21 protein-coding genes and 1 riboswitch are annotated in these 21,612 nt (G+C 57.0%); of the genes, 8 read left to right on the top strand and 13 right to left on the bottom strand.

Annotated features, from left to right (window positions below; translation table 11 throughout):
* Window positions 1–67: 67 nt before the first annotated feature.
* From VIN30_RS07105 to VIN30_RS07080, 6 genes are all read right to left on the bottom strand, one after another.
* Window positions 68–709, bottom strand: a complete 642-nt coding sequence (locus VIN30_RS07105) for a hypothetical protein (RefSeq protein WP_338210396.1) — start codon at window positions 707–709, stop codon at window positions 68–70.
* Window positions 690–2,063, bottom strand: a complete 1,374-nt coding sequence (dptG, locus tag VIN30_RS07100; RefSeq protein ID WP_338210395.1) for a DNA phosphorothioation-dependent restriction protein DptG — start codon at window positions 2,061–2,063, stop codon at window positions 690–692. Before dptG ends, VIN30_RS07105 begins: the two co-directional genes overlap by 20 nt.
* Complete coding sequence (dptF, locus tag VIN30_RS07095) at window positions 2,063–3,832, bottom strand: DNA phosphorothioation-dependent restriction protein DptF (RefSeq protein ID WP_338210394.1); 1,770 nt, start codon at window positions 3,830–3,832, stop codon at window positions 2,063–2,065. The genes dptG and dptF overlap by 1 nt, the downstream gene beginning before the upstream one ends.
* Before the next feature lie 195 nt (window positions 3,833–4,027).
* On the bottom strand, window positions 4,028–4,264 hold the full coding sequence (locus tag VIN30_RS07090; RefSeq protein WP_338210393.1) for a hypothetical protein: 237 nt from the start codon (window positions 4,262–4,264) through the stop codon (window positions 4,028–4,030).
* Window positions 4,265–4,532: 268 nt separating this feature from the next.
* Window positions 4,533–4,793 (bottom strand): hypothetical protein, encoded by a 261-nt coding sequence (locus VIN30_RS07085; RefSeq protein ID WP_338210391.1) that lies wholly within the window; start codon window positions 4,791–4,793, stop codon window positions 4,533–4,535.
* An 836-nt stretch (window positions 4,794–5,629) separates the two neighbouring features.
* Window positions 5,630–6,079, bottom strand: a complete 450-nt coding sequence (locus VIN30_RS07080; protein WP_338210389.1) for a hypothetical protein — start codon at window positions 6,077–6,079, stop codon at window positions 5,630–5,632.
* Window positions 6,080–6,089: 10 nt separating this feature from the next.
* Window positions 6,090–6,180: riboswitch (SAM riboswitch) on the bottom strand.
* 560 nt (window positions 6,181–6,740) lie between these two features.
* Here VIN30_RS07080 and VIN30_RS07075 point away from each other — a divergent pair.
* Window positions 6,741–7,010, top strand: a complete 270-nt coding sequence (locus VIN30_RS07075; RefSeq protein WP_338210387.1) for a hypothetical protein — start codon at window positions 6,741–6,743, stop codon at window positions 7,008–7,010.
* A gap of 912 nt (window positions 7,011–7,922) precedes the next feature.
* Here VIN30_RS07075 and VIN30_RS07070 read toward each other — a convergent pair.
* The gene (locus VIN30_RS07070; RefSeq protein WP_338210385.1) at window positions 7,923–8,531 is read right to left on the bottom strand and encodes a hypothetical protein; all 609 of its coding nucleotides are present in this window, start codon (window positions 8,529–8,531) and stop codon (window positions 7,923–7,925) included.
* A gap of 696 nt (window positions 8,532–9,227) precedes the next feature.
* Between VIN30_RS07070 and VIN30_RS07065 the strand changes: the two genes are divergently transcribed.
* On the top strand, window positions 9,228–9,491 hold the full coding sequence (locus VIN30_RS07065; protein ID WP_338210383.1) for a hypothetical protein: 264 nt from the start codon (window positions 9,228–9,230) through the stop codon (window positions 9,489–9,491).
* 74 nt (window positions 9,492–9,565) lie between these two features.
* Here VIN30_RS07065 and amrS read toward each other — a convergent pair whose 3' ends face one another.
* The gene (gene amrS / locus VIN30_RS07060) at window positions 9,566–10,435 is read right to left on the bottom strand and encodes an AmmeMemoRadiSam system radical SAM enzyme (protein WP_338210381.1); all 870 of its coding nucleotides are present in this window, start codon (window positions 10,433–10,435) and stop codon (window positions 9,566–9,568) included.
* Between the two features lie 229 nt (window positions 10,436–10,664).
* Here amrS and VIN30_RS07055 point away from each other — a divergent pair, with 229 nt between their 5' ends.
* From VIN30_RS07055 to fic, 3 genes are read left to right on the top strand one after another with little or no spacing between them, the layout of a single operon-like run.
* Complete coding sequence (locus VIN30_RS07055) at window positions 10,665–10,928, top strand: DUF4160 domain-containing protein (RefSeq protein WP_338210379.1); 264 nt, start codon at window positions 10,665–10,667, stop codon at window positions 10,926–10,928.
* An 11-nt stretch (window positions 10,929–10,939) separates the two neighbouring features.
* Window positions 10,940–11,248, top strand: a complete 309-nt coding sequence (locus VIN30_RS07050) for a DUF2442 domain-containing protein (protein ID WP_338210378.1) — start codon at window positions 10,940–10,942, stop codon at window positions 11,246–11,248.
* 37 nt (window positions 11,249–11,285) lie between these two features.
* The gene (gene fic / locus VIN30_RS07045) at window positions 11,286–11,894 is read left to right on the top strand and encodes a protein adenylyltransferase Fic (protein ID WP_338210374.1); all 609 of its coding nucleotides are present in this window, start codon (window positions 11,286–11,288) and stop codon (window positions 11,892–11,894) included.
* 94 nt (window positions 11,895–11,988) lie between these two features.
* Here fic and VIN30_RS07040 read toward each other — a convergent pair whose 3' ends face one another.
* Window positions 11,989–13,482, bottom strand: a complete 1,494-nt coding sequence (locus VIN30_RS07040) for a helix-turn-helix transcriptional regulator (RefSeq protein WP_338210372.1) — start codon at window positions 13,480–13,482, stop codon at window positions 11,989–11,991.
* 238 nt (window positions 13,483–13,720) lie between these two features.
* Here VIN30_RS07040 and VIN30_RS07035 point away from each other — a divergent pair, with 238 nt between their 5' ends.
* A complete protein-coding gene (locus VIN30_RS07035) occupies window positions 13,721–15,355 on the top strand; it encodes an FAD-dependent oxidoreductase (protein WP_338210371.1) in 1,635 nt (544 codons plus the stop codon).
* Between the two features lie 91 nt (window positions 15,356–15,446).
* On the opposite strand, the gene VIN30_RS07030 is transcribed toward VIN30_RS07035, so the two are convergent.
* Window positions 15,447–16,406: a hypothetical protein gene (locus VIN30_RS07030; RefSeq protein WP_338210369.1), complete on the bottom strand. Its 960-nt coding sequence runs from the start codon at window positions 16,404–16,406 to the stop codon at window positions 15,447–15,449.
* 321 nt (window positions 16,407–16,727) lie between these two features.
* Between VIN30_RS07030 and VIN30_RS07025 the strand changes: the two genes are divergently transcribed.
* Window positions 16,728–18,413, top strand: coding sequence for a SulP family inorganic anion transporter (locus tag VIN30_RS07025; RefSeq protein ID WP_338210367.1), 1,686 nt, complete (start codon window positions 16,728–16,730; stop codon window positions 18,411–18,413).
* Between the two features lie 397 nt (window positions 18,414–18,810).
* Complete coding sequence (locus VIN30_RS07020) at window positions 18,811–19,254, top strand: YbaN family protein (RefSeq protein ID WP_338210366.1); 444 nt, start codon at window positions 18,811–18,813, stop codon at window positions 19,252–19,254.
* Window positions 19,255–19,382: 128 nt separating this feature from the next.
* On the opposite strand, the gene VIN30_RS07015 is transcribed toward VIN30_RS07020, so the two are convergent.
* The 3 genes from VIN30_RS07015 to VIN30_RS07005 form a co-directional block, all read right to left on the bottom strand.
* Window positions 19,383–20,321 (bottom strand): 3-hydroxyacyl-CoA dehydrogenase, encoded by a 939-nt coding sequence (locus VIN30_RS07015; RefSeq protein ID WP_338210364.1) that lies wholly within the window; start codon window positions 20,319–20,321, stop codon window positions 19,383–19,385.
* A gap of 266 nt (window positions 20,322–20,587) precedes the next feature.
* Window positions 20,588–21,151 carry a hypothetical protein gene (locus VIN30_RS07010; RefSeq protein WP_338210362.1) on the bottom strand — a complete coding sequence of 188 codons (564 nt, stop codon included), beginning with the start codon at window positions 21,149–21,151 and terminating at the stop codon, window positions 20,588–20,590.
* Complete coding sequence (locus tag VIN30_RS07005; protein ID WP_326426176.1) at window positions 21,148–21,366, bottom strand: helix-turn-helix transcriptional regulator; 219 nt, start codon at window positions 21,364–21,366, stop codon at window positions 21,148–21,150. The genes VIN30_RS07010 and VIN30_RS07005 overlap by 4 nt, the downstream gene beginning before the upstream one ends.
* Window positions 21,367–21,612 lie beyond the last annotated feature (246 nt).

The raw sequence follows: 21,612 nt of genomic DNA, 5'->3' as shown, positions 1-21,612 counted from the left end.
CGAACTCAGCCGAACGTGTCCAGCTGAGTCTTGAGAAAAGAAGGTGGTGTACGGATGAACTTAAAATTCAACGAATTCCATCGACATCGGGCAAGAGGCCTAATGAAATATAATCTTCAGGCCTTACCACGCCGCGTTCTTCTATACTGAGAAACGTTTCGTATCCGCTGACTGAACTTTTCTCGCTGTAGCGATCATTGGCGTGCCTAGCAAGAGCAAAATCCAACAACGTCCTATCGCCAACACACAGAGCATCACTGTCAACAAAACTTTGGATATCAGAACGAAGGGTATCTTCGTGAAAGGGCATTCCGGGCTCTGAGAGGTCTTGCATTGCGGAGTCCACGGTGTCCAGTTTGTGGCTAGACATACATACAATTACAAAGCCCTCATCACTCGCCCTGTTCCTTAGAGTGGCAAGGAAATCAACCTTCATCTGTTCATCTATTTGCGCAGCGAAGACCACGGTGTGCCCATTGAAGTCAGCCTTGAGTGTCCGATATATCTCAAAACCCTCATCTGACCGAAGCACATAATCTTGTCTACGGCCATGTTCGTCCAACACGGAGCAGAGGGCTGAATTGATGCCTTCAACCATGTCCGCGTTGTCTAGCCTCATTAGGTAGCGCATGCCACCGGACAGGTTGGCCTGGTCGAGGTATCTGATTATTTTTTTCGCAATGCCTTTGTTATAGAACTCGCTTGACATACTGCGTCTCCCCGCTATCGCTCTTCCTGTCAATCATGCTTCGACGTTCGTAAAAACGAATGATCTCATCTTTTGACGATTCGTCGAGAAACACGCCCCGTTTTTCGAACCCCGCAAACAGATCGACAAGGCTCATCGATTCTTTTGCGCCTATTACCGAAACTGTTAGGAACATGAGCATATCCTCGGTCAAGTTAAGCATGTAGCCCGACTTCCTCCGATTCTTTTCGAGCTGTATGTCCCTGCGAGCAAAATCCCTAAACGATTTTACATATTTTGATCTGGGTTCGTCGCGTGTCTGGTAAATGACGGTCCGAACATTTTTAAAAAGGTATTCGACCTCTTTCGCAACCGAAAAAGGGGTATCCGTTATCTCGAGATCTGCAACGTAACCAAAATCCTGCGCGTTCAAACACGACCTGTATGCATTGGTCAAATCCCGAAGGGAGGATGCCACAAAGGCTTCGTCTTCTGGGGTTGTTGCAGCCTCGTGCAGGTCAATGTAGTCAACGGACTCACCTTCGTTTCCCATATTGATCAACTCAAGGACAACCGCGTGAATAAACATGTCATCGAGAGCGGAATTGGCCAAAACGAGTCCTTTGTTGTAGCAATCTCGTTTCCAGCCCGTTTTCTCCCAGTCAAGCGCAAAGTATAGTCTGGAAATGCCGTAACGTTTGCCGTTGCAGAAATCATTGAGTGTCATGCACGACTGGAGTATCGACATATAGAAGTAGAAATCAAGCAGGTCTTCAAGATATGTCCTCGCGAGCTTTGGCTCGGACAGGACAAGCTCAAGATCCTCCAGAAAGAGCCCAGACAATGCCCGATTCGGCAAGAAGTATGTCTTGTCTTCCTCGTCAAGATCGTCAAGACCAACGACTTCGTAAACCATGCGCTCGACGAGATTCGAATCTCTCTCTATTTCGTTCAATGCGTTGGATGAAATAAGAAGGAGACTCTTTCTATCGCACGGTATGCTTGCGATATACTGAGCTATCTTTTTTTCGTCTTTGTCCGCTTGGGTCCCCAGCGATAATCTCAGGCTCGCGCTTTCCGAGCCACGGGCGGAAGCCACGACCTCTCGAATAACATCAGTTATTGCGTCCTTGTGTCGCGAATCAAGGTCTGCGAGCCGGCTTACAATTGCGTCAATTAATTCGCCATCGGAAACAGCGCTGTCGAGGGTTTTTCCGCATGCTACTTGAAAAAAATACCCAACAGGGACATCCGGATTCTGAAGAATATGCGTCGTAAAGGGAAACAGTGCGATAGCGTTGCCTTGAGGATGAGAGAAGGTTTTGCCACGCGCACCATGAACCCTAAGAACTTCAGGGTCACCGCACCAAATCATCAGTCAACAACCTCCATTCCATACTCTTCGAAATCCTCGTCGTAAAAAATCTTGTATCGGGGTCTTTTTCCCAGATCGCGCTGAGCAATAAAGACTTCGCGCGATTTTGCCCCGAGTCCGACAAGCCGTTCGTAGCTTGTTGCAAAATCAGTAAACAGATTCTTTTCAAGGATGGTTGGTTGATATCCTTCGTTCATTCTGCGAAGCAAGCAATACAAACTATAATTGACAACGAAAGTTACAGCATCGCTACCCGTGTTTCTTAGATAAGCATGGGCAATCAGGTTGGGAGAGAATTTTGTTAATTCCGATCCCTTTTCAAAGCCGACGGCGTCCGGTTTTCTGAAACCTGTATCGAGCTCCTGTAGAATTTGAACGTTGCCGTAAGATGCAACGCGCGAGTAGCCAGACGGATAGTCGCCATTCCAATTCTCGATTGCTTTACGCAAATATTTATGCAGCGGCTTCATGGAAGAGGATTCATCTGTGTTGTAGCTGTATAGAAGAGAGACGTAATCCTTTAAATAAGGTGACGGCACTAAGTCCGGACAGATCTCTTCTAAACGACACGATAAATGAGCACATCGCACGAAAAATCTGAGTAAAACCCGTTTTAAGTCACCTTCTCCGCCAGTATTGTAAAGAGCATCTGGTTTGATCAAGTCGCAAAGGCACTCGTAATAAGGTGTATCGTTCACGACGTTTAAAAGCTTGGAAACGGTTTCCGACGAAGTCCTCAACAGTATGGCAAGTTCATCAATGCCTTCGGATTCCATGCGCATAACGTCTAGCCTCGAAATTCGGCTGCCGAGCGAATCGCCCCACTTGCGCTCATACATCAAATACGGAGTCGTCTGAGGGATATACCGGGCGAGGGCTATGTTCTTATTGACCGACAAATTGATTGATCCTCGGTCAAAATTCGGCGAAACAATAAGATCGTAGAGGAAGTTTAGCGTAGAACGGGTTGTGACAATATAATGCTCTGCCAATGAGACCTCGACTATGGCATCGGCAACGGTCCTCTGGATCTCTGGCAATGAAAGAAAATCATAGTTGTGACATACGGGGCATAGCTTTTTTGAGGAGCAGCCTTCGCAATACTTCCTGCGCGCCGCAAAAAAAGGATTGCTATCGTCCATTGAGAAAACTTTGGAAAAGAGCTCGTCCAAGAACTGCGTCCGAGACTCTCCGTTTATAAGTGTAAATGGACGATAATCTGAAAAACTCACAGCGTGAAAGATGCTTTCATGCTCATACCCTCGATTGGATAAAGCAGTTTTCAAAATGCCGGTCTCTTCGACGTAGGCGGCCAAAGTTGAGAATGAGGAGCCCTCTTTCGAAGATAAGAATTGGCTAAGCATTCCCTCATTTATGGCAACAATGAATTTATCATTCTGACCATTATCGAGGTGAAAGTCATCGAAAGGTTCTAGCTCAGTCGCCAATGTTTGGCAGGCGGTCCTTGAAGGAGCATCGCTTTCGGTGGCGTCATTAATTATCTTATCGAAGCCGTCCATGAGCTCTTTATGCTGTGCGGAGAAATGCGAAAGCATGTGTGATTTTCCATCCCCAGCGCTACCACACAACAAGACAAGCGATTTTCTGGGCAGTATCTGCTCTCGTGCCAGGAGATCTAGTACGTCATTTTGGATCGGCCGATCCACATGTAAATACTCAGAATAATCCGTCGAAGAGTGCGCGCTCTCTACGGATTCCGCAGAGTGCTTTTGCAACTTCTGGAGCACTGGCTTGAAATTGCAGATCACTTCTAGTCCTCTCTCATTTGCTTGGCGATTGCAAACGTCTCTTTGGGGTGACGCCTGGCAACTCTCCTGCTTGTCAAGAAAACGGCGTTAGCGTCCTTGGTTATCATAGCGACACGTCGTAACGCTCTCATAACTGAGTAGCGTTGATCAGGGCTAAGATCCTTGTCTCCAATACTGCCGCGCGCAGCACATGCCTCAGCCACGTAAATGCGCATACGCGATCAACTGCCTATCTTGTCTAACTGTCTCGTCTATAAGGCACTCACGCAGCAATGCGCTGATGGTAGTGCCACGAAGGACGATCTCCTCCTTTGCGGAGTCACGCAGGTTGGCGGGAATGCGGGCGGTTACGGCGACGGTGTCGCCGCCTGTCAAGTGCTTGCGCAGGTCGGTGGCGCTGATGCCCCTGCCTACCAATTCAGTGTAGCCCATGATGACATACTCCTTATGCATTGTGGGCTGCAATACACAGTATTCTACCATCAGGCAACCCTTTCGATGTTAGCTAGCAGTTAAGCCCCGCCAGGTTCTATGGTAAACGGTTTGCGCATCATGGGTGCACAGCAGAACTCCCATTCGATTAGATTGACCGCCAAATTTCAAACGTGTGCGTTTAATGCTGCGTCACCAAAAGGAATGCTGGATGCGTAGCCCTAGCCAGCAAGCTTCTTTTTCGAGCGCGGGGGACTTATTGTTTTCCTTACCCATAGGCGGCCTCGATATCGCGCAGGTATTCCAGATGCGATTCCTGCAAGGACGCCGACTTCTCGATGGCCATGTCGGAACCGAACTGGGTGAGCCAGCCGTAGGACGTTGGGTTCTCCATCACCGTCGCGTACACGCTGGCGGTACCGTTGGCGTTGGCGACGCTCGCGTCGCCCGCGCTGAGGCGGCCCGCCACTGCGCTTGTGGCGCAATCCTTGACGTGCAGAATTGTGGCAACGGGCTCGCCTGCGAACATGTGATCGTGCTTGGCGATGCCGAACTCGGCCTGCTTGTTGTTCCGGGTTATCAGGTAGTAGGCGTCGCCGCGTACATCAGCTGCGCCGGTATCTCCGCATAGGCGGTGCCGTCGTGCCGTATGGCTTTGCAGCGTCGGCGACGGCCTTCGGCGGGTAGAGAACCTTCCTGATCGCCGCGTTGTCCATCTCGTCCGACAACAGTCACGCGAGACTCCTCTCCGCGCCCAGCTTCTGGATGAGTTGGACGGTTGATCTGGCGCATCCGCAGGAGAACGCTATGTTCCCTTGGCTGATCCTGAAGTGCGTCGGCCTCAGTATCTCACTGTACTTGACCATTCTCCTCCTAACGTAGATATGGCTGGGAGCGCTTTTGCGCCCCCAGCCATATCGTAGGAGAAGGGGACGTTGCGGGCATTCGCATTGGCGCGCACCGATGAGCGATGGCGTGGCGCACGGATGAGCTGCGGAATCGCACACCGGATTGCGCACAATAATCAGACGAGATCGCCGCGCTGCAGCTTGAGCTGGACCCGGTTAACCAGACGGAGGTCTTCTCGGTCGAGCTGTAGGCTCGCTTGTTTTCCGGATCTGCGGTTCTTCCCGCAAGGATACTTTGGAACGTTGCGGTTTCGCGTTGGGGTTGTCGGGTAGTTCGTTGTCGGCAGTGCCGTGCGGTTTTGAGCGTTGGCGTCTTGCCGGAAGATCTGGCTTCCACCCATTCCGCTGCAGATCGAAAGCTTCGGGTGCCCTCCTTACGAGGACACCCGCGATGCCGAAGCACGGTTATAGGCATCACCTCTTCGGTTTGCCTGCCGCGCAACGTGGCTCTGCTACGCTACTGACCTGACTCTTGTGCCAGATTTGCCTCCACCGCCGCTATTCTACGGGCGGCGCGCAACAGCTCGTAGCCGTGTGCGCTGCGGGAGGGAAGAGCGGCGGCATGCACCGCATCCCGGCATACGTCCATGAATGCTTCGGCCGCTTCGCAGAAGCATGCGCGGGCAAATTCGCCGGTGCCGTGGGCGCACTTGAGGCCGTCGGCATAGAGCGTCCACGACTGGGGTTCGCGCTCGTCGCCCACGCAGACCAGTTGAAGCACTCGCGGCTCGCCGCTATCGGCTAGCTCGGCTTCCAAACGTTTCACGCTATAGTGCATCTGGTGGCCCAAATTGGCCTTTCCCATGGCCGAAATGTAGCCCGTGGGCTCATCGAGGAGGTGCATCCTCGGCCGCTCGACGTTAAGGTTGAGGAATTCGCGTGCATCGCGCACAGAGACATTGTCCATAGCAGGACTCCTTTCATCGATGTTGGCGGGACCACCGTGCCGCACGGCCGGTTGGTGCCGGGATCATCGAGCCAACTCTCTACCCCGACTCTGGATAAAATGCGCCAGCGCTTTTGCTGACGGAAAGGAAGTGTAGCAACAGAGGGATTGGGAACGCAAGAGGAGGCCGCAGGCGCTCAAACGAACATGAAATTGAGGAACCACTATTTCCTTGCTGCAGTAGGCGTGTCCTAGGAAACTCATATGGCAGATGGAACACCTAAAATGTGGCGAAAATATTCAGTCCGTTTACTCCAGAGTTCGGCAAGGTTCTGTATATTTTGTTGGTTGGGAGCGTGTGCTCTCAGATGTTGCGAGCATTTTCGGGGGAGGGTGGGCAAACCTTCGTGCACTGCTTGTCAGTTCACGAAGGTGTGGGAGGCATCCTGTCTTGGCCGGGTTACGGTAAATGTCTTAGCGACCTCAGCCATATTCGAAGATATCGTTCAGCATACGGAAGGATGGATCAGCTCATGTAATTGAGGTCAAATCCGAAAAGCGTCTCTAGAATGTGAGCGATGCGTGCATTGGCGGTGCCAACGTAGGGTGCGTGCAGTGAGGGCAATACAAATGGAGCGCACGCACAAATAGTTTAATCGATGTATTGGATGAGAAGAGTATCGTGCAGTTGATAACCGCTGACGAGGTGGACGTATGCATGGGCGAGACGGGCCATCTGATTTCAGTTTGCCATCATTTCGTGCGCGAGAATCGTAAAGATGCCTCTGTTGCGGTTGGACTGCCCTTTCACATCAGCTTTCTTTTGGGTGCGAGGAGCGCATTGCAGCGCGTTCAACAGTCCGATTTGAATCTATCGGCTCCTTGTAGGATTGAAGAGACGTTTCGCCCGGCAGTGGAAGAAGACGGCTGTCTTGTCAACGCTGAGGCTTAGTAGAAGTCGTTCGCTTAACCGAGGTTTCTCCTCGTCCCTTTAGTTTCTATGCTGTAGAGCTTGGCGAGTTTGTCCTGATGGCGTCCTTCTCGATATCGACGACGTTCGTTCTCGCGTTCGGAGGGGCTCAACGCGAGTTGGAAATCGCATTTTTGATGTTGCTTATACGGAACTTTCCCGGGCCGACAGGGCCTTTATTACGGCAATAGCGTTGGACACATAGATAACCTCGTGGGGCGATCTAGTGATGAGGCTGCAAAACCTTCGGAGCGTATCTCTGTCCATGAGAGGCGCTTTATTTGGAGCGTGCGATCGAGAGGCGTTCAGCGGCAACTTCTATTTTGTCTTGCCTGGGGGCAGGAGTGTATTGCAAGATGGTAGTAGCGGTGGATCCTGTTGCTCTGGACGTCGGAGACTCGGAATTTTGGAGTATATTAAAGCGAAAACGTAACGCCCCTCAGCCAGGAGAAACCGAGGGGCGCGAGTGCCGAATGAGTAGTATAAGCGGAAGCTAGATCTGGTGAATGTCTGGGCAGCAGTAGTAGCAGCCGTCGGGCTTTGCGTAGATGGCTCGAGCTGCAGTCAAAGCTTCCTGGTCGGAGTAATGCCAGCCTAGATCAAGTTGATGCTCGATTGCTGGCCGTCGGAAACAGGAGGATTTGTGTATCTCATGTTCTCCGTGTTCACCTGCTTGGGTGTTGATGGCGTAAAGCGGCATTGTGCCTCCCTTCTGTGCCTGCTGGCACAAGTAGAAGGGCAGCGATGATTGTCGCGTTTGTGAAAACGCATTATAATTAAAAATTGGTAGTGCATCGCTGCCGTTGTTTTACGGGATGGCAAAGTGCGAGTTTGCCATCCCTTCTTCTTCTCCTGTGTTTATCGACCCTCCTACTCATTGGCAAAATGGAATTTTTATGCAGTAAACGATATGGTCAGATTGCTTTTTGTGATACTCGAAGAGAGCACAGTTAAGATCGATGCCATTTCTTCAGGTGGGATTTGGGAGCTAATCGTGACTGTTACGGAGCGAGGATCTCTGCACTCATCTTCCGGATCGTCGCGAACGTTGGGCTCCGCAGCATCTATGCCACCCAAGTTGGGCAGTGTTCCTGCCGCCCCTTCGCTCAGGACCGAGAAAAACGTCACGTTCTTTTCGGCGCCCGCCTGCTGCATCCCGGTGTGATCCATTAGCCATTGCGCCTTTTCGGTTCTGGTTAGATCGCTGCGACCCAGAACTGGTTCGGCACCGGCGGGATACTGTTTGCGAATCAATTCCTTGCAGACGGACGGATAAGTCTCCTCGCTTGCCCAACGTTTTCCAAGATGGGTTAATTTGCCACTTGTAGTACTAATGAGTCCGAAGGTCCGAAGAAGACTGATGCACTTTCTCGCAGTGCCGATCGATGAAACGCTACGAATCTGTTCGAGGATCGCGTCTTCGGTTACCGTAAGAGACGGCTGGGCGTTTAAGAGCGCCCACATTTCGTTCCAGGCATTTTTTGAAATCATGATGGCCAGCATCGTCGCCCCTTTCTGTCTCCGCCATGATAGCCCATGAGTCGGCAGAGTGCAAGAGGGGCAGCTCGCGGAGCAATAGGCGTGCTCTGTCTGGGGAAAGGTGAAATAAATACCATTTTACGAGCTCATCAATGCATTTATGAGCACTTAAACGTCTCAAATGAGATATTTACACCAAAATGAGGTCTTTTAAAAAGGTCCGGGACGCTGCGATTGCAGACCCTTCACGTCCCTTTTTTTGAGGAGCTGGATCGACTCGCTCCCGGACGACACGACCTTAGCTCTCAAATCCTCCTATACCTCTCCGACAACATTAACGGCTCTTCTATCAGGCCAATTTCAGTTTGGTGCGTATGTACCCGGTGGGGATCTTTAGGGTGTTACTGACGCTGGATCCAGAGCTGGTCTGGGGCAAGCGGTCTCTAGGAACTATTAGCGGACCTCCCCCCCGCGCGGTCAATCCCGGCCTCTCGGCGGGTTCGTGGCGTCTCGCGCTTAAATGGGCTCTTCCCCGGGCAGAAATGGCGTTGTTGGCGATCGGGAGAGAATCGAAAAAGCGGTATATCAGCAAGTTCAGTTTTACCGAGCACCTCGCGGATGCCGCGGCGTCAACGAGGGCGTCTTCGTGCTCATCATCGAACACCTCAGCGAACTGTGCGAAAGTATGTCGATTTGGACTAGAGTGTGAGGAGCGAGTTCGTGGCCTGTAACTCTATCGAGGTGCCGCTGCTCAATGTGATTAAGCGCTCTGGTGTGTTGGCCGCGACGAGAGGGGTTGCAGGTGGCAGAGCGTGGTCTTGCGCCGGGCGGCGACGGCGAGAGCGTCAATGCCTTGCGGGCGGCTGGCGACTGTGGGGGCTCGACCTCATGGCGCTCTCGGACGGTTCCCTCGATCGCGACCTCACCTTGGGTGCGTTGTCTATCAAGAACATAATGGGCAACTTTGATACGTCGATTGTCTAGATTCGCTTTCCTCGATCGTGGCCGCCCGGCGATGGCCGGCGCTGGCGAGTCGCCCCATTCGCGAAGCATCCCTCCTAGCAATTCCCCACGTAGACGTGCTTCAGGTGGTGGCTCGCCACGTCGGCGAGTTTGTGCACGGTTGCGGGTGGGGTGGCGGGGCGATCCGCCAAGCGGTGGCAGGGAAAGAAGCGCGTGAGATGGTAGGGGATGCCCGGGTCCAGCGATGCGAGCCATTGGGCCGCGGCGGCGATTTCCTGCTCGCTGTCGTTCAGGCCGGGGATGACAAGGGTCGTCACCTCCAGGTGGCAACCAGGTTCGGCGGCCAGCACTTCTATGGTGTGCCTCACGGTAGCCAGGTCGCCGCCGACGAAATCGTAGAAGCTCTGGGTGAAGCCCTTCAGGTCGATGTTCGCGGCATCGATGAGCGGGGCCACCTCGCGCAGCGGGCCGTCGTTCACGTAGCCGTTCGACACGAGCACGTTGGCCAGGCCGCGCTCGCGCGCTAAGCGGGCGGTGTCGCGCACAAATTCGAATCCTACAAGTGGCTCGTTGTAGGTGAAGGCGATGCCGATATTGCCCTCGGGCACGAGCGAGGCAGCCAGGTCTGCCAACTCCGCCGGCGCTATCTCGCGCCAAGGTACATCACGCTCGCCGGCGCAAGCGATAGCGGCGTTCTGACAGAACGGGCAGCGCAGGTTGCAGCCGTAGGAGCCCACCGAGAGCACGTTGGTTCTGGGACGGAAGCGGGCGAGGGGCTTCTTCTCGATGGGATCCAGCGCCAGCGACGTGACGCGCCCGTAGTTGGCGTCTGCCACCTGGCCGCCGACGGCGGTGCGCGCGTGGCAGAGCCCCGTCTGCCCCTCGGCCAGGGTGCAGGCGTGCGGGCAGATGGCGCACACGGCACGCTGCCCGCACGGGTCGGTCGTCGTGGCGGTATCGTCCATCGGCTCCGTTCCTTTCGCTTCAAGTGGTGCGGCCGCAAGACCGTTCGATTCAGTGCGCTCTTTGGCAGCTTGCCTGCAGACGTGGTTTCACTGGCTTGAAGAAATGCTGCTTCTTGCGAGTCCGTGGGTACTCTTCAGCTCAGGGCCAAGTGTGTGTCGGGTATTATATTCGTGCGACCGTTTAAGGGACGCAAGTTCGACTTCGCCAAATCCTACCAGAGGAGTGCCAATGCCCGAGCTTTCCCGCTTTGCTGGTATCGTGATTTACATGCTGTTCAAGGATACCAAGCATCACAACAAACCGCATGTGCATGTTTATTACGGCGAATTCGAAGCCTCTGTGGGTGTCGATGGCGAGCTGCTAGCGGGTTCGTTGCCACGCAAGCAGATGAAGATCGTTGTTGGCTGGCTCGCTCTTCACGAAGAGGAAGTATACGCTGCGTGGAACCGTGCGGTTCAGGGCGAGCATTTTGACAAAGTAGATCCCATGTAGGAGGGTGCGCGATGTATATCGTTGACGACATTTGTTACGCCGGCACTCCTTGCGATGAGGTGCGGGTGGTGCAAGCGACGCCTCTCAAGGGAGGGATGCTGCTGGTTCTCTTTTCGTCTGGCGAAAAGAAGCTGTTCGATGCTCTTTCGATCAAGGGTTCTGCTTTTGAGCCCTTGAAGGATGAATCGGTTTTTGCCTCTATTTCCGTTCAGCATGGTTTTGTCTCGTGGGCTGACGGGACTATAGATTTGGCACCGGAATACATGTACGAAAACAGCGTGCCCTATAACGAATGCGACGATCTGCTCGAGTGCGCGTGAGGGCGAAAAGAAGCTGGCCGGGCGATAGGGAGACGGCATGGTTCTCGGCAACAAGTTGGGCATAAGCAGCGATGCCGAATTGGCGCGGGAAGAGGAGCGCTTGACGAAAAAGCGAGCGCTGGAACTTTTCGATGGCGGTCTGCTCGATGGCTCCGAGGCAGGCACGTTCGCGAGTCTCGCTCGGATTCACGGGCACCTGTTCCAGGACGTCTACGATTTTGGCGGGCAGATGCGGCGGGAGAACATTTCCAAGGGTGGTTTTCGCTTTGCGCCCTCTCTCTATTTGGGAGAGGCCCTGTCGGCGATAGATCGCATGCCTCAGACGAATATCGACGAGATTATCGAGAAGTACGTCGAGATGAACGTGGCGCATCCATTCCGCGAGGGCAACGGGCGCAGCATGAGAATCTGGCTCGATCAGATGCTGAAGCGTTCATGCGGCGTCGTGGTCGACTGGAGTCTTATCGATCGGGAGGATTATCTGCTCGCGATGGAGCGCAGTCCCGTAAGGGACGTGGAAATCAAGGCGCTCCTCAAGGGCGCTTTGACTGACCGGATCAACGATCGGCAAATGTACATGAAGGGCATCGATGCCAGTTATCGCTATGAGGGCTACAGCACGTACACCATGGATGAGCTGGTGTAGCGGCCGCCGTAGTTGTCGAAACGCAGAATGCGAAAGGAGGCATGTGATACGGCGGGCTTACTGCCTCTGGAATTCCGGGTGCCTGCGGAAGGCCTCATGCTTCTTCTGCCGAACCGGAAACGGTGCCGCTTTCAGTGGATTTTCGTACTCCGAGAAGAATCATGAGCTCTTTGCGGGAGTTGATTTCGAGCTTGGTATAGATGTGGCGAATGTGAGTTTTGACCGTGTTGTTGCTGATGCTGAGCTCGTTGGCGATCTGGGACAGGCGACCTCCACGAGCCATCAACAACAGGATTTCGCCCTCGCGTGATGTAAGGCCGTAGCTCTCTGCAACTTCCCTGCATTTCACACCGAGCCTGTTTTTCTCCATATACAGTTCCAAGTCGTCGGCTATGGGGTGCTTCAAAACGATGCCCCATTGAGAGGTGACAGACTTTTCCGAGAAGAACGCGCACATGACCATGATGAGCCCCGCCGCCATGACCACCAGAGCAATTGATTGCGCGAAATCGGGCAGCGATGACGAGCCCACGATGTTCTCTCCCACCAAGCGCCCTGTCTGAGAGGTGGTCATGCGAACGGCCCGCTCTATGCCGAATATCCAGAGAGCGCACACGCCGTATCGATAGCAGAGGTTGCTCAGAATGGCCATGATGAGTAGAAGCAGAATCGTGTAGCTGGAAAGGGCGCAGAAATCTGCAACCGTGGACCAGCCGGGCATTATTCCATCAAAGGGCGCCAGCGATACGATCATAAGAGGCATGGCGATTCTCCAAAGAAGGGCGAAGTTGAGTCGCTCTCCGAAGCGGATGAACAGGAGGTACACTGCCGCGGCTCCCACAAAGGCCCCCATGCCGGAATTCATGGAGAGGGGCCCGGCGAAGACGCTGCTGCGCATGCCGTAGACGAATGCGTAGATGCCAATTACGAGTACGGGCTTCCAGGGGAAGATGAATTCCTGCTGGAATGTGGGTGGGTAGGCGTCGCGTGGCAGCCGCTTATAGGAGCGCCAAAGGCACAAAAGCGAAACAATGGGAATAATGCAGGTGCCCACCCAAAGCCACGGTAACAGCAGTCCCTTGAAGATCCACAGAATAATGCAGCTGACGGCAATGCCTGCAGAGTAGTAGCCGACCACACGCACCGGATTGATGCAGCCGAAGAATTCCGACCACAGCATGAGGATGAATGCTATTCCCAGGGAGCCCGAAATCACTGCAGGCAGGCGAAGCAGCGGTGCCCATGCGGGAAAGTAGATGGATGTGAAGTTTATGCAGGTGGCAGCTGTCATCGATACAAAGGCGCATGCGATGGCCCAGGGATGCGAATAGAGAGGCGCGAGACGCTTCGAGAAAATCGACAACAGGATGAGAATGAAGGACGAAAGGTAGTCAAACGACGCGTAGGCATCGAACGGAAAGGAGGATGCGTCGAAGTTGAGGGCGGGAAAATCAACCTGGGCATTAACGAAAAGCGTTTCAGTCCATACGCGGAAAATGCCCATTCCCATAAAGCAAAACGGGACTGCGAAAAAACGTTGCCACCACTGTTCGGCACGTGTGTTGAGCGACATATGCTCTGGCGTCATGTCTATTCCCCTCCCTTTGTTTCCCGAAATCACCCTTCTTTTTCGCTAAAAGGTGATGCTCCATCTTGGAAATCACCCCCGGAAGCGATGCGAATCATGATTTCAATACGCTTGCGAAAAAGTATCTTTGGATGTGCCTCGCCGCAATGGGCGAAGGTCCAAGCGCCTTCCGCGAAGCACTACCGTTATAGCACGGGCCGCAGTTGCGCTTGGAAGGAAAAGGAGAAGGGAGACAATCATGGAGGATCTTTCGAGGCGCAACTTTCTGAAGGGCGCAATTGCGGGCGGCGCTGCTCTGGCGGCTGGAGCCGGTCTGGCGGCGTGTGCGCCGGCGGGTACGAGTACTCTGTCGGGCACGGGCGAGTCTGCCGATGGGGCAAACGGCTCGTCGGAGTCTTCCGGTCGCTGGAGTTGGAGCCAGAAGCCCGAGCCCATTACCGACTTTGTCGAGACTATCGATGCCGACGTATGCGTTGTCGGCCTGGGCGCTGCCGGTGCACCGAGTGCCATGTACGCTGCCATGCACGGCTTGAACACCGTTGTGCTCCAGAAGGGGTCGGGTGCGATCTCGAATGGCTGGTGCGCGAACGCTATCAACAACAAGGTGTGGCTTGAGTCGGGTGGGGAGCCGTTCGACACGGGCGAGCTGTATGCGGGTCTCGCCGAGGTTGCCAACGGCCGCGACAACGGGAAGCTTGTCATGAATTTCTTGAACCGCGGCGGCGAGGTGATGGATTGGATTCTGGACAACACGCAAGAGTTCACGCCAGTTGTGGTGGAGAAGGGCCAGACGCTGGGCTGGTACGTCGACAACGATTTCTCCACGCGCTATGCGCAGTATGCGAAGCTGCTTAACGCCATGGGTGAGAAGGCCGAGGCCGCTGGTGCCCGCATGCTATGGGATACGCCGGCGGTTCAGCTGATCGCCGATGAGGACGGTAACGTAACAGGCGTTATCGGCCAGAACAAGAAGGGTGAATACGTGCGCGTCAATACGTCGAAGGGCGTGCTGATGGCCTGCGGCGACATTTCCGACGACGAGGAGATGCTCGAATGCTATGCGCCTCTGCTGCTTGGCGTGCACAGCATGCATGGTGCCCCCAACAACACGGGCGACGCGATCCGCATGGGTTCGTGGGTGAACGCGCAAATTACCCCGGCCCCCCATGCGCTTATGATGCACTTCGATCCCACCTGGCTGCCTGAGGGTAATTCGCCTTTCTCTGGTATTCCGTGGCTTCGCGTGAACATCAAGGGAGAGCGGTTCGGGAATGAGGATGCCCCTTACCAGGCAGTGGTAACGGCTGTGGCCCAGCAGCCTGAAAAGGTCGCGTTCCAGATCACGGATGCGCACTGGATGGACCATATCGACGATATGCCCAACCCCAACAGCCACAGCCGCGAGACGGCCGATCCGGCTAAGGACTGGGCGAAGGCGGTGGACAGCGGCGCCATCATCGAGTCTGACACTTTGGAGGGCCTGGCAGACGCCTACGGTATCGACAAGGAGACGTTCCTGGCCACCGTGGAGCGCTTCAACGAGTTGTGCGAGAAGGGCGTCGATCTGGATTACGGCGTGAAGGGCGAGTTCATGACGTACAACGCCATCAAGGAGCCGCCGTTCTACGCAATCAAGCGCGCTCCGGGTGTGCTGGCAACTGTTGGCGGTTTGCAGGTGGAAGAGCACAGCCGGGTGCTCAACAACGACGGCGAGGTTATCAAAGGCTTGTGGGCGGCCGGTGACTGTGGCGGCTCATTCTACGGCCACGAGTATCCGATGGTGCTGCCTGGCGGTTCCATCGGCCGCGGGTTTATCCTCGGCGTTCTGGCCATCAAGGACATGATGGACGATTTCGATAGCGTAACTGCTTAAAGCTTCACTGGACGGCAGTTTCCGCACAGCGCCCCTTGAGTCTTCCCTCCTCGGCTCAGGGGGCGCTTTTGTGGGAAAGGCTGGCCGGCTCCTACCCGCGGGAGGCGGGGCGGCGGAGAGCGGTGGCGACGCTGCGGCCCTTGGTGCGGGCGGCGCCCATGACGGCGGTGGCGCCACCGAAGTCGATTCCGGTGATGATCTTCACAAGCTGCAGGAACAGTATGAGCACGAGCAGGGGAATCAGGCAGCTCGTCACAATCATGACGGCCATGGTGTCCACCATGGTGTTCAGCTGGTCGCCCAGGCTGTCCAGCGCCTGCTGCGCGCCCTGGGTCAGGCCGTTCCACCCGTCCTGCACAGCACTTGCGATACCGCCGAGTAGCCCTTGGTCCTCCTGCGGCTCGGATTGGGTGTTCTCCTCCAACTGCTGGGTGGCCTCTTGGGCTGCGGCATTGGAGGCGGCAAGCGTCTCGTCGAAGGTGGCATCCACGTTGTCGGTGAGCCACACGCTCACGGGCACCACGAGCGCCAGCGCCAACCCGAACGCCGCGAGTTTCGCGCCCAGCCGCTGCAAGTTCGCTCGCGAAAGCGTTCCCCGTTGCAGGAACACGGCGACGGCGAACAGCACGCAGGCCACGGGGATGAGAATGCCGAAGCCGAGGAATCCCAGCGTGGTCAGGAGGAACTTCTCCAGATAGATAACGGCCAGGATGACCATGAAGTACGAGCTGAAGTCCACCAGCTTCTCGGCGATAGGGGTGCCCATGTCGTTGGGCAGCGCCGAGATGGCGGCCGATGCCGCGGTTGTGGTGGTGGCCAGCATCATGACGTTGCCCTTCTTCTCGTCGAGGGTGTCGGTGATGCCGCCATACGTGGCGGGGTTCGAGGCGATGTTCGCCACCACCAGCAGCGATACGAGGGCGACAACGGCCAGAATGCCCGCGATGATGGCCTTCTCCTTCATTGGGCGCTCGGGCAGAGGCTCCGGTTCCATAACGACCAGCTCCCGGGTCTCGACGGTGGTCTCGGTGCTCAGCGGCAGGGGATTCACAGCGGCTCCTTCCCTCGAGGGTCTTTCCGTGAAAGTATAGTCGGCCCTCGCGCGCATCAGCGCAGTCCGGCGATTTGATTGCGTATTGAAACCAGGCGCCGCCCTTGTGGCACCTGGCGGAAGTGCCGCCGCTTTCGCGGTCAACCGTTCCCCCGACTGACGTGGGATTCTGCCTTGCCCGCCCCCCGGCCGGGCGCTAGAATGCGACCTCGCGTCTTCTCGCACACCGCCGAATCAGAGGTATTGCCGCCGCGTGGAACTTCCCCCGCGGTGCGCCGTCGCGTGGGGCGCGCCCTGTCCGACGACCCGAAGAAGCGAGCCATGCAGCAGCGCGACAAGATCAAGCCGATACTTTTCAGCATTCTCAAGCATTCCAGCAAAGAAGAGCTCAGGCAGCAGCTACCCCGCGACATCGTGGCCGGCATCGTGGTGGCCGTGGTGGCCCTGCCGCTTTCCATCGCCCTGGGCATCGCGTCGGGAGTGTCGCCCGAGCAGGGCCTTTACACGGCCATCATCGCCGGCTTCCTCATCGCCTTCCTCGGCGGCAGCCGCGTGCAAATCTCGGGTCCCACGGCGGCGTTCGCCACCATCGTCGCGGGCATTGTGGCCACCGACGGCATCGACGGGCTCATCGCGGCCACCATCATCGCGGGCATTCTGCTCATCCTGATGGGCTTGTGCAAGCTGGGTGCCGTCATCCGCTTCGTGCCCTTCACCATCACCACCGGTTTCACAGCCGGCATTGCCGTCACGCTCACCATCGGCCAGTTGAAGGACTTCCTGGGGCTCACCTACCCCGACGGCACCGTTGCCGTGGAAACGACGGAGAAGTTGGCTGCGCTGGCGGGCAACATCGCCACGGTGAACGCGCAGGCGTGCGTGGTGGGTGCGGTGTGCCTGGCCATCCTGTTCCTGTGGCCCCGGGTATGCGAGCGCGTTCCCAGCTCGCTCATCGCGCTGCTGGCGGGCATCGCCATGGTGAGCGTGCTCGGATTGGACGTGCGCACCATCGGCGACCTGTACGTTATCGACAGCGCGCTGCCCACGTTCCACCTGCCCCAGCTCGACTGGGCCCTCTTCCGCAGCCAGCTGGCCAACGGCGTGACCATCGCCATCCTGGCCGCCATCGAGTCGCTTTTGTCCTGCGTGGTAGCCGACTCCATGATCAGCGCGCACCACCGCGCCAACACGGAACTGGTGGCCCAGGGCATCGGCAACATCGCCTCGGTGCTGTTCGGCGGCATTCCCGCCACCGGCGCCATCGCCCGCACCGCTGCGAACGTGAAGGCCGGCGGTCGCACGCCCATTTCCGGTATGGTGCATGCCCTGGTGCTCGTGGCGGTGCTGGCGTTCCTCATGCCCTACGCGGCGCTCATTCCCATGCCCACCATCGCCGCCATTCTGCTGTACGTGGCCTACAACATGTCCGGTTGGCGCAACTTCGCGCATCTGTGCCAGACGGCGTCGAAGGGGGCGGTGGCCACGCTGGTGCTCACCTTCGTGCTGACCATCGTGTTCGACCTGGTGGTGGCCATTGCCGCGGGCATGCTCATCACCATGGTGCTCTTCCTGAAGATGGTGAGCGAGGAGACCGAGGTGAAGGGGTGGAAGTACTACTGCGACGAGAATTCCGAGGTCACGCACTTGCGCGAGCTGCCGAAGAGCGTGCGCGTGTACGAGATCAACGGGCCCATGTTCTTCGGCATGACCGAGCGCATCGCCGACATCTCGGTGAAGGAGTTCACGAAGTACCTGATCATCCGCATGCGCGGCGTGCCCTCGCTGGATGCCACGGGCATGAACGCGCTGGAAAACCTTTACGCGTACTGCGATGCCCACGGCGTGCGCCTCATCTTCTCGCATGTGAACGAGCAGCCGATGCGCACCATGCAGCGCGCCGGCTTCGTCGATCTGGTAGGGGAAGAGCACTTCCGCAGCAGCATCGACGACGCCATCGCCCACGCCCGCGAGCTGCTTGCGGAAGAGTCGACTGCAGCGGGCGAGTAATTGCCGAATTGCCAGCGGTGACAAAATCTATACGCTGTGCGCATAAAAATCGACTTATATAGACATTCGAAGAGGCGTGTCGCACGTTTTTAGACTTATATAGGCATCGCTGGCCTCTCCGGCTGACTGCGATGTCTATATAAGTCGAGTTTCGTGTACGGGAGGGCCGTTCTACGTCACGAGAGAATGCGTGATTGGCAAATCGGCCCGGTTTGGGAAATCGATAGCTCCCCTTGGGACGCTGCGGACGGTTTCGGGCACTGAAGGCCGCCGGCGCACAGGTGGCCTGTGGCCGAATAGCCCGTATGGGGGATGCAGGTGGGTGCGGGCATTCCGTATCATAGACTCACGATGGAGAATGGGCGCCCTATGGCGCCCCGGCGTGAAGGAGCTTCGCATGCGTATCGTCAACGGGGCCTTGGGCCTGCTGTTCTTCGGGCTGGGCGCTCTGGGCGCCGTGCTGCCCGTGCTGCCGACGACGCCGTTTCTGCTGCTAGCGTCGTTTTTCTTCCTGCGCAGCTCCAAGCGCCTGGACGATTGGTTCCACGGGACGCGCCTATACAAGCGCTACCTGGCCAACTTCATGGAGAATCGGCAGATGACCCTGCGCACCAAGTTTCTGTGCATGGCGCCCGGCGTGGGCATCATGTCGGTGCTCGCGGTGGTGCTGCCGCAGTGGTGGGCCAAAGCGCTCCTTGTGGCGCTCGTCATCTTCGAGCTGTGGTACTTCGCGTTCCGCATCAAGACCATCTCAGTAGACGAGGCGCGCCGCCGCGGCGAAGCTCGTCTCACGGAAACCACGCCCGCTGACGAGATGGTTCCCGCCGGCGCGGGGGAATGAGTCCTGCGGACGGTAGCGGTCCACCTTCGCCGGACTCGGGCTCCGAGAGAAGCGGCCGAAAGAGGGAGCGTTCGCTCTCGACTCACGACGGCCGCCTTTCCCGGATATGGTTTGCCTGGGGGCGGGGCCTAGCGGTAGGAGTAGAAGCCCTCGCCGGCGTTGATGCCGGTCTTGCCCTCGTCGATGCGCTGCTTCAGCAGGGCGGCGATGCGGGCGGCCACGCTGTCGGGGTCCTGGGCGGCCGGGCTTGCGGCCACGATGTTGTAAGCGGTGGTCAGCCCCACGATGTCCAGGATGCGGAAGGGGCCCAAAGGCGCGCCGGTGCCGAGCGTCCAGGCGGCGTCGATGGTCTCCACGTCGGCCACGCCGTTGGCCAGCAGCGCCTCGGCCGAGTTCAGGAAGGGCACGAGCATGCTGTTCAGCAGATATCCCGGCTGCTCCTTCTTCAGCTCCAGTGGAATCATGCCGATGGCGCGGGCGAAATCCACCACGGCGCGGTAGGATTCCTCGCCCGTCTTCGCGGTGCCCATCACTTCGGCGGTGTTGTTTTGCCAGATGTTGTTGGCGAAATGCAGGGCGAGGAACTTCTCCGGGCGTCCCGTGAAGTCCATCATGGCGCTCGGCAGCAGGGTGGAGGAGTTGGTGCACAGGATGGTGCGCTCGGGCAGCACGTCCTTGATGGAGGTGTAGAAGGCGTCCTTCTCGTCCATCACCTCGGCGATGGCCTCAATCACCAGGTCGGTATCGCCGAAGGCCTCGGCGGCGTCGGTGGTGAGCACGATGCCCTCGAAAGCGGCATCCACGCGCGCGATGAGCTCGTCGATCTTCTCGGCGGGCACGTCGGCGGAATCGGTCAGACCGCGGCACCATGCCTTCGGGTCGGTCTTCAGGGCCGCAAGGCTCTGGCGGTAGATACCGCGCAAACGCTCCAGCTTGGGGCGCGTGCGCTCGATGGAGCCTTCGCTTCGCAGCCACAGTGTGACTGCGAAGCCCTTGTAGGCGCTCTGCAGGGCAATCTGGCTGCCCAATACGCCACCGCCGGCGACCGTGATGTTCTGGATGTCCATGGAACCTCCTTCGTATAGGGGGTGGGACCGGGCGGCCCCGTCGCGCCCTCTATCTTAGGTGCCCGGTTATCGTTGCTCGCGGGATGTTTCGCAACTTGCAACACACCGGTTACCCTGAACGGCCCCCGCACGCAGGCAGGCGGCGGGAAGCGGGGTGTTTAGAATTACGCGAGATTTGAACGGCAATTCAAATCGAAAGAAATTCTAAAATGAAGTGTGGGGGGGCGAGAGGCCTGGCACCGAGGGGTGGGGCGATTCGCCGGGCGTTACCCCTCCAGCTCGCGTTCCAGCTGGCGGCGGCGGTTGATGGCGCCGCGGAACGTGGCCGCGAAGCAGGCGAACCCCACGGCGAAGGCCAGCGTGAAGTACACCACGCCCATGGCGATGTCTCCGGCCCAGGCCACGTTGGCAATGCCGACGATCTGCACCTCCGCGAGCATGCGCGTGACCGTGGTTGCAACGCCGAGGCCGACACCGCACAGAAGGGCCATCAGAGCCACGTAGTCCCACGGGATGCGGTCGGTTTGGGCGATGCGCGCATGGGTGTCGAAGGCGCCGGTGCGCACTTGCAGGTACGTGGATACCAGGCCCGAGATGAGAATGACGATGAGCAGCGCCGTGGAGGCGGGGAAGACCGACTGCCCCAAGGGTGTGAGCAGCGGATGGTCGGTAGTTTCGGCCACTTGTTCCAGCATGATGCCGTAGTACAGGACGAGGGCCGCTCCGATAATGAGGATGATATAGCCGACGGCCGCGTAGCGGTTCGATTCCGCCGTGAGCCGCTCGTCTTTGGGGCCCATGATGGCGTTCCAACGTTCGATGATTCTCATGATGCGTCCTCCTCGTTCCAGAACAGGTCGTTCAAGGTGGTGTTCAGGGTCTTGCAGATGGCCGTGCACAGCTTGAGGCTGGGGTTGTAGCGGCCGGCCTCGATAAGCCCGATGGTCTGTCGCGTGGCGCCTACGCGCTCGGCCAGATCGCTTTGGGAAAGACCCATCTTCATACGGGCGGCCTTCATGCGCAGGTTCTTCTCCTCGCGCTCCATGCTCCTCCTTTCCCGTCGTTCTAACCGACGATGCAATGCTTTCTGATAATGTAAGATATATCTTGCATTTGCAAATTATATATTGCATCAAGACGCTGTCAAGGAGGAGAAGAGATTTTGCGTGATGCCCTATAATGGCGCGCATCGAATGCGCGTAGCGCAAGGCTCGCCCCGCGCGGTTTCTGCTCGTGAAATGCGAGGACGGGGAGGTGGCCGCACAGTAAGCTGTGAACCGTAAGGAGGTGC

It is taken from the genome of Adlercreutzia wanghongyangiae, from assembly GCF_035989245.1.
Lineage (GTDB): Bacteria > Actinomycetota > Coriobacteriia > Coriobacteriales > Eggerthellaceae > Adlercreutzia > Adlercreutzia wanghongyangiae.
The sequence above is the reverse complement of the archived record's forward strand: the minus strand, read 5'-3'. Positions and strand labels throughout refer to the sequence as shown.

What these genes read in the sequence shown, in the direction of transcription:
- VIN30_RS07005 (WP_326426176.1), bottom strand. Translation starts at nt 21,366, where the DNA reads ATGGAGCGCGAGGAGAAGAACCTGCGCATGAAGGCCGCCCGTATGAAG.
- VIN30_RS07080 (WP_338210389.1), bottom strand. Translation starts at nt 6,079, where the DNA reads ATGGACAATGTCTCTGTGCGCGATGCACGCGAATTCCTCAACCTTAAC.
- VIN30_RS07035 (WP_338210371.1), top strand. Translation starts at nt 13,721, where the DNA reads ATGGAGGATCTTTCGAGGCGCAACTTTCTGAAGGGCGCAATTGCGGGC.
- fic (WP_338210374.1), top strand. Translation starts at nt 11,286, where the DNA reads ATGGTTCTCGGCAACAAGTTGGGCATAAGCAGCGATGCCGAATTGGCG.
- VIN30_RS07025 (WP_338210367.1), top strand. Translation starts at nt 16,728, where the DNA reads ATGCAGCAGCGCGACAAGATCAAGCCGATACTTTTCAGCATTCTCAAG.
- amrS (WP_338210381.1), bottom strand. Translation starts at nt 10,435, where the DNA reads ATGGACGATACCGCCACGACGACCGACCCGTGCGGGCAGCGTGCCGTG.
- VIN30_RS07085 (WP_338210391.1), bottom strand. Translation starts at nt 4,793, where the DNA reads ATGTTCGCAGGCGAGCCCGTTGCCACAATTCTGCACGTCAAGGATTGC.
- VIN30_RS07020 (WP_338210366.1), top strand. Translation starts at nt 18,811, where the DNA reads ATGCGTATCGTCAACGGGGCCTTGGGCCTGCTGTTCTTCGGGCTGGGC.
- VIN30_RS07105 (WP_338210396.1), bottom strand. Translation starts at nt 709, where the DNA reads ATGTCAAGCGAGTTCTATAACAAAGGCATTGCGAAAAAAATAATCAGA.
- VIN30_RS07055 (WP_338210379.1), top strand. Translation starts at nt 10,665, where the DNA reads ATGCCCGAGCTTTCCCGCTTTGCTGGTATCGTGATTTACATGCTGTTC.
- VIN30_RS07090 (WP_338210393.1), bottom strand. Translation starts at nt 4,264, where the DNA reads ATGGGCTACACTGAATTGGTAGGCAGGGGCATCAGCGCCACCGACCTG.
- VIN30_RS07015 (WP_338210364.1), bottom strand. Translation starts at nt 20,321, where the DNA reads ATGGACATCCAGAACATCACGGTCGCCGGCGGTGGCGTATTGGGCAGC.
- dptG (WP_338210395.1), bottom strand. Translation starts at nt 2,063, where the DNA reads ATGATTTGGTGCGGTGACCCTGAAGTTCTTAGGGTTCATGGTGCGCGT.
- VIN30_RS07040 (WP_338210372.1), bottom strand. Translation starts at nt 13,482, where the DNA reads ATGACGCCAGAGCATATGTCGCTCAACACACGTGCCGAACAGTGGTGG.
- VIN30_RS07050 (WP_338210378.1), top strand. Translation starts at nt 10,940, where the DNA reads ATGTATATCGTTGACGACATTTGTTACGCCGGCACTCCTTGCGATGAG.
- VIN30_RS07070 (WP_338210385.1), bottom strand. Translation starts at nt 8,531, where the DNA reads ATGCTGGCCATCATGATTTCAAAAAATGCCTGGAACGAAATGTGGGCG.
- VIN30_RS07010 (WP_338210362.1), bottom strand. Translation starts at nt 21,151, where the DNA reads ATGAGAATCATCGAACGTTGGAACGCCATCATGGGCCCCAAAGACGAG.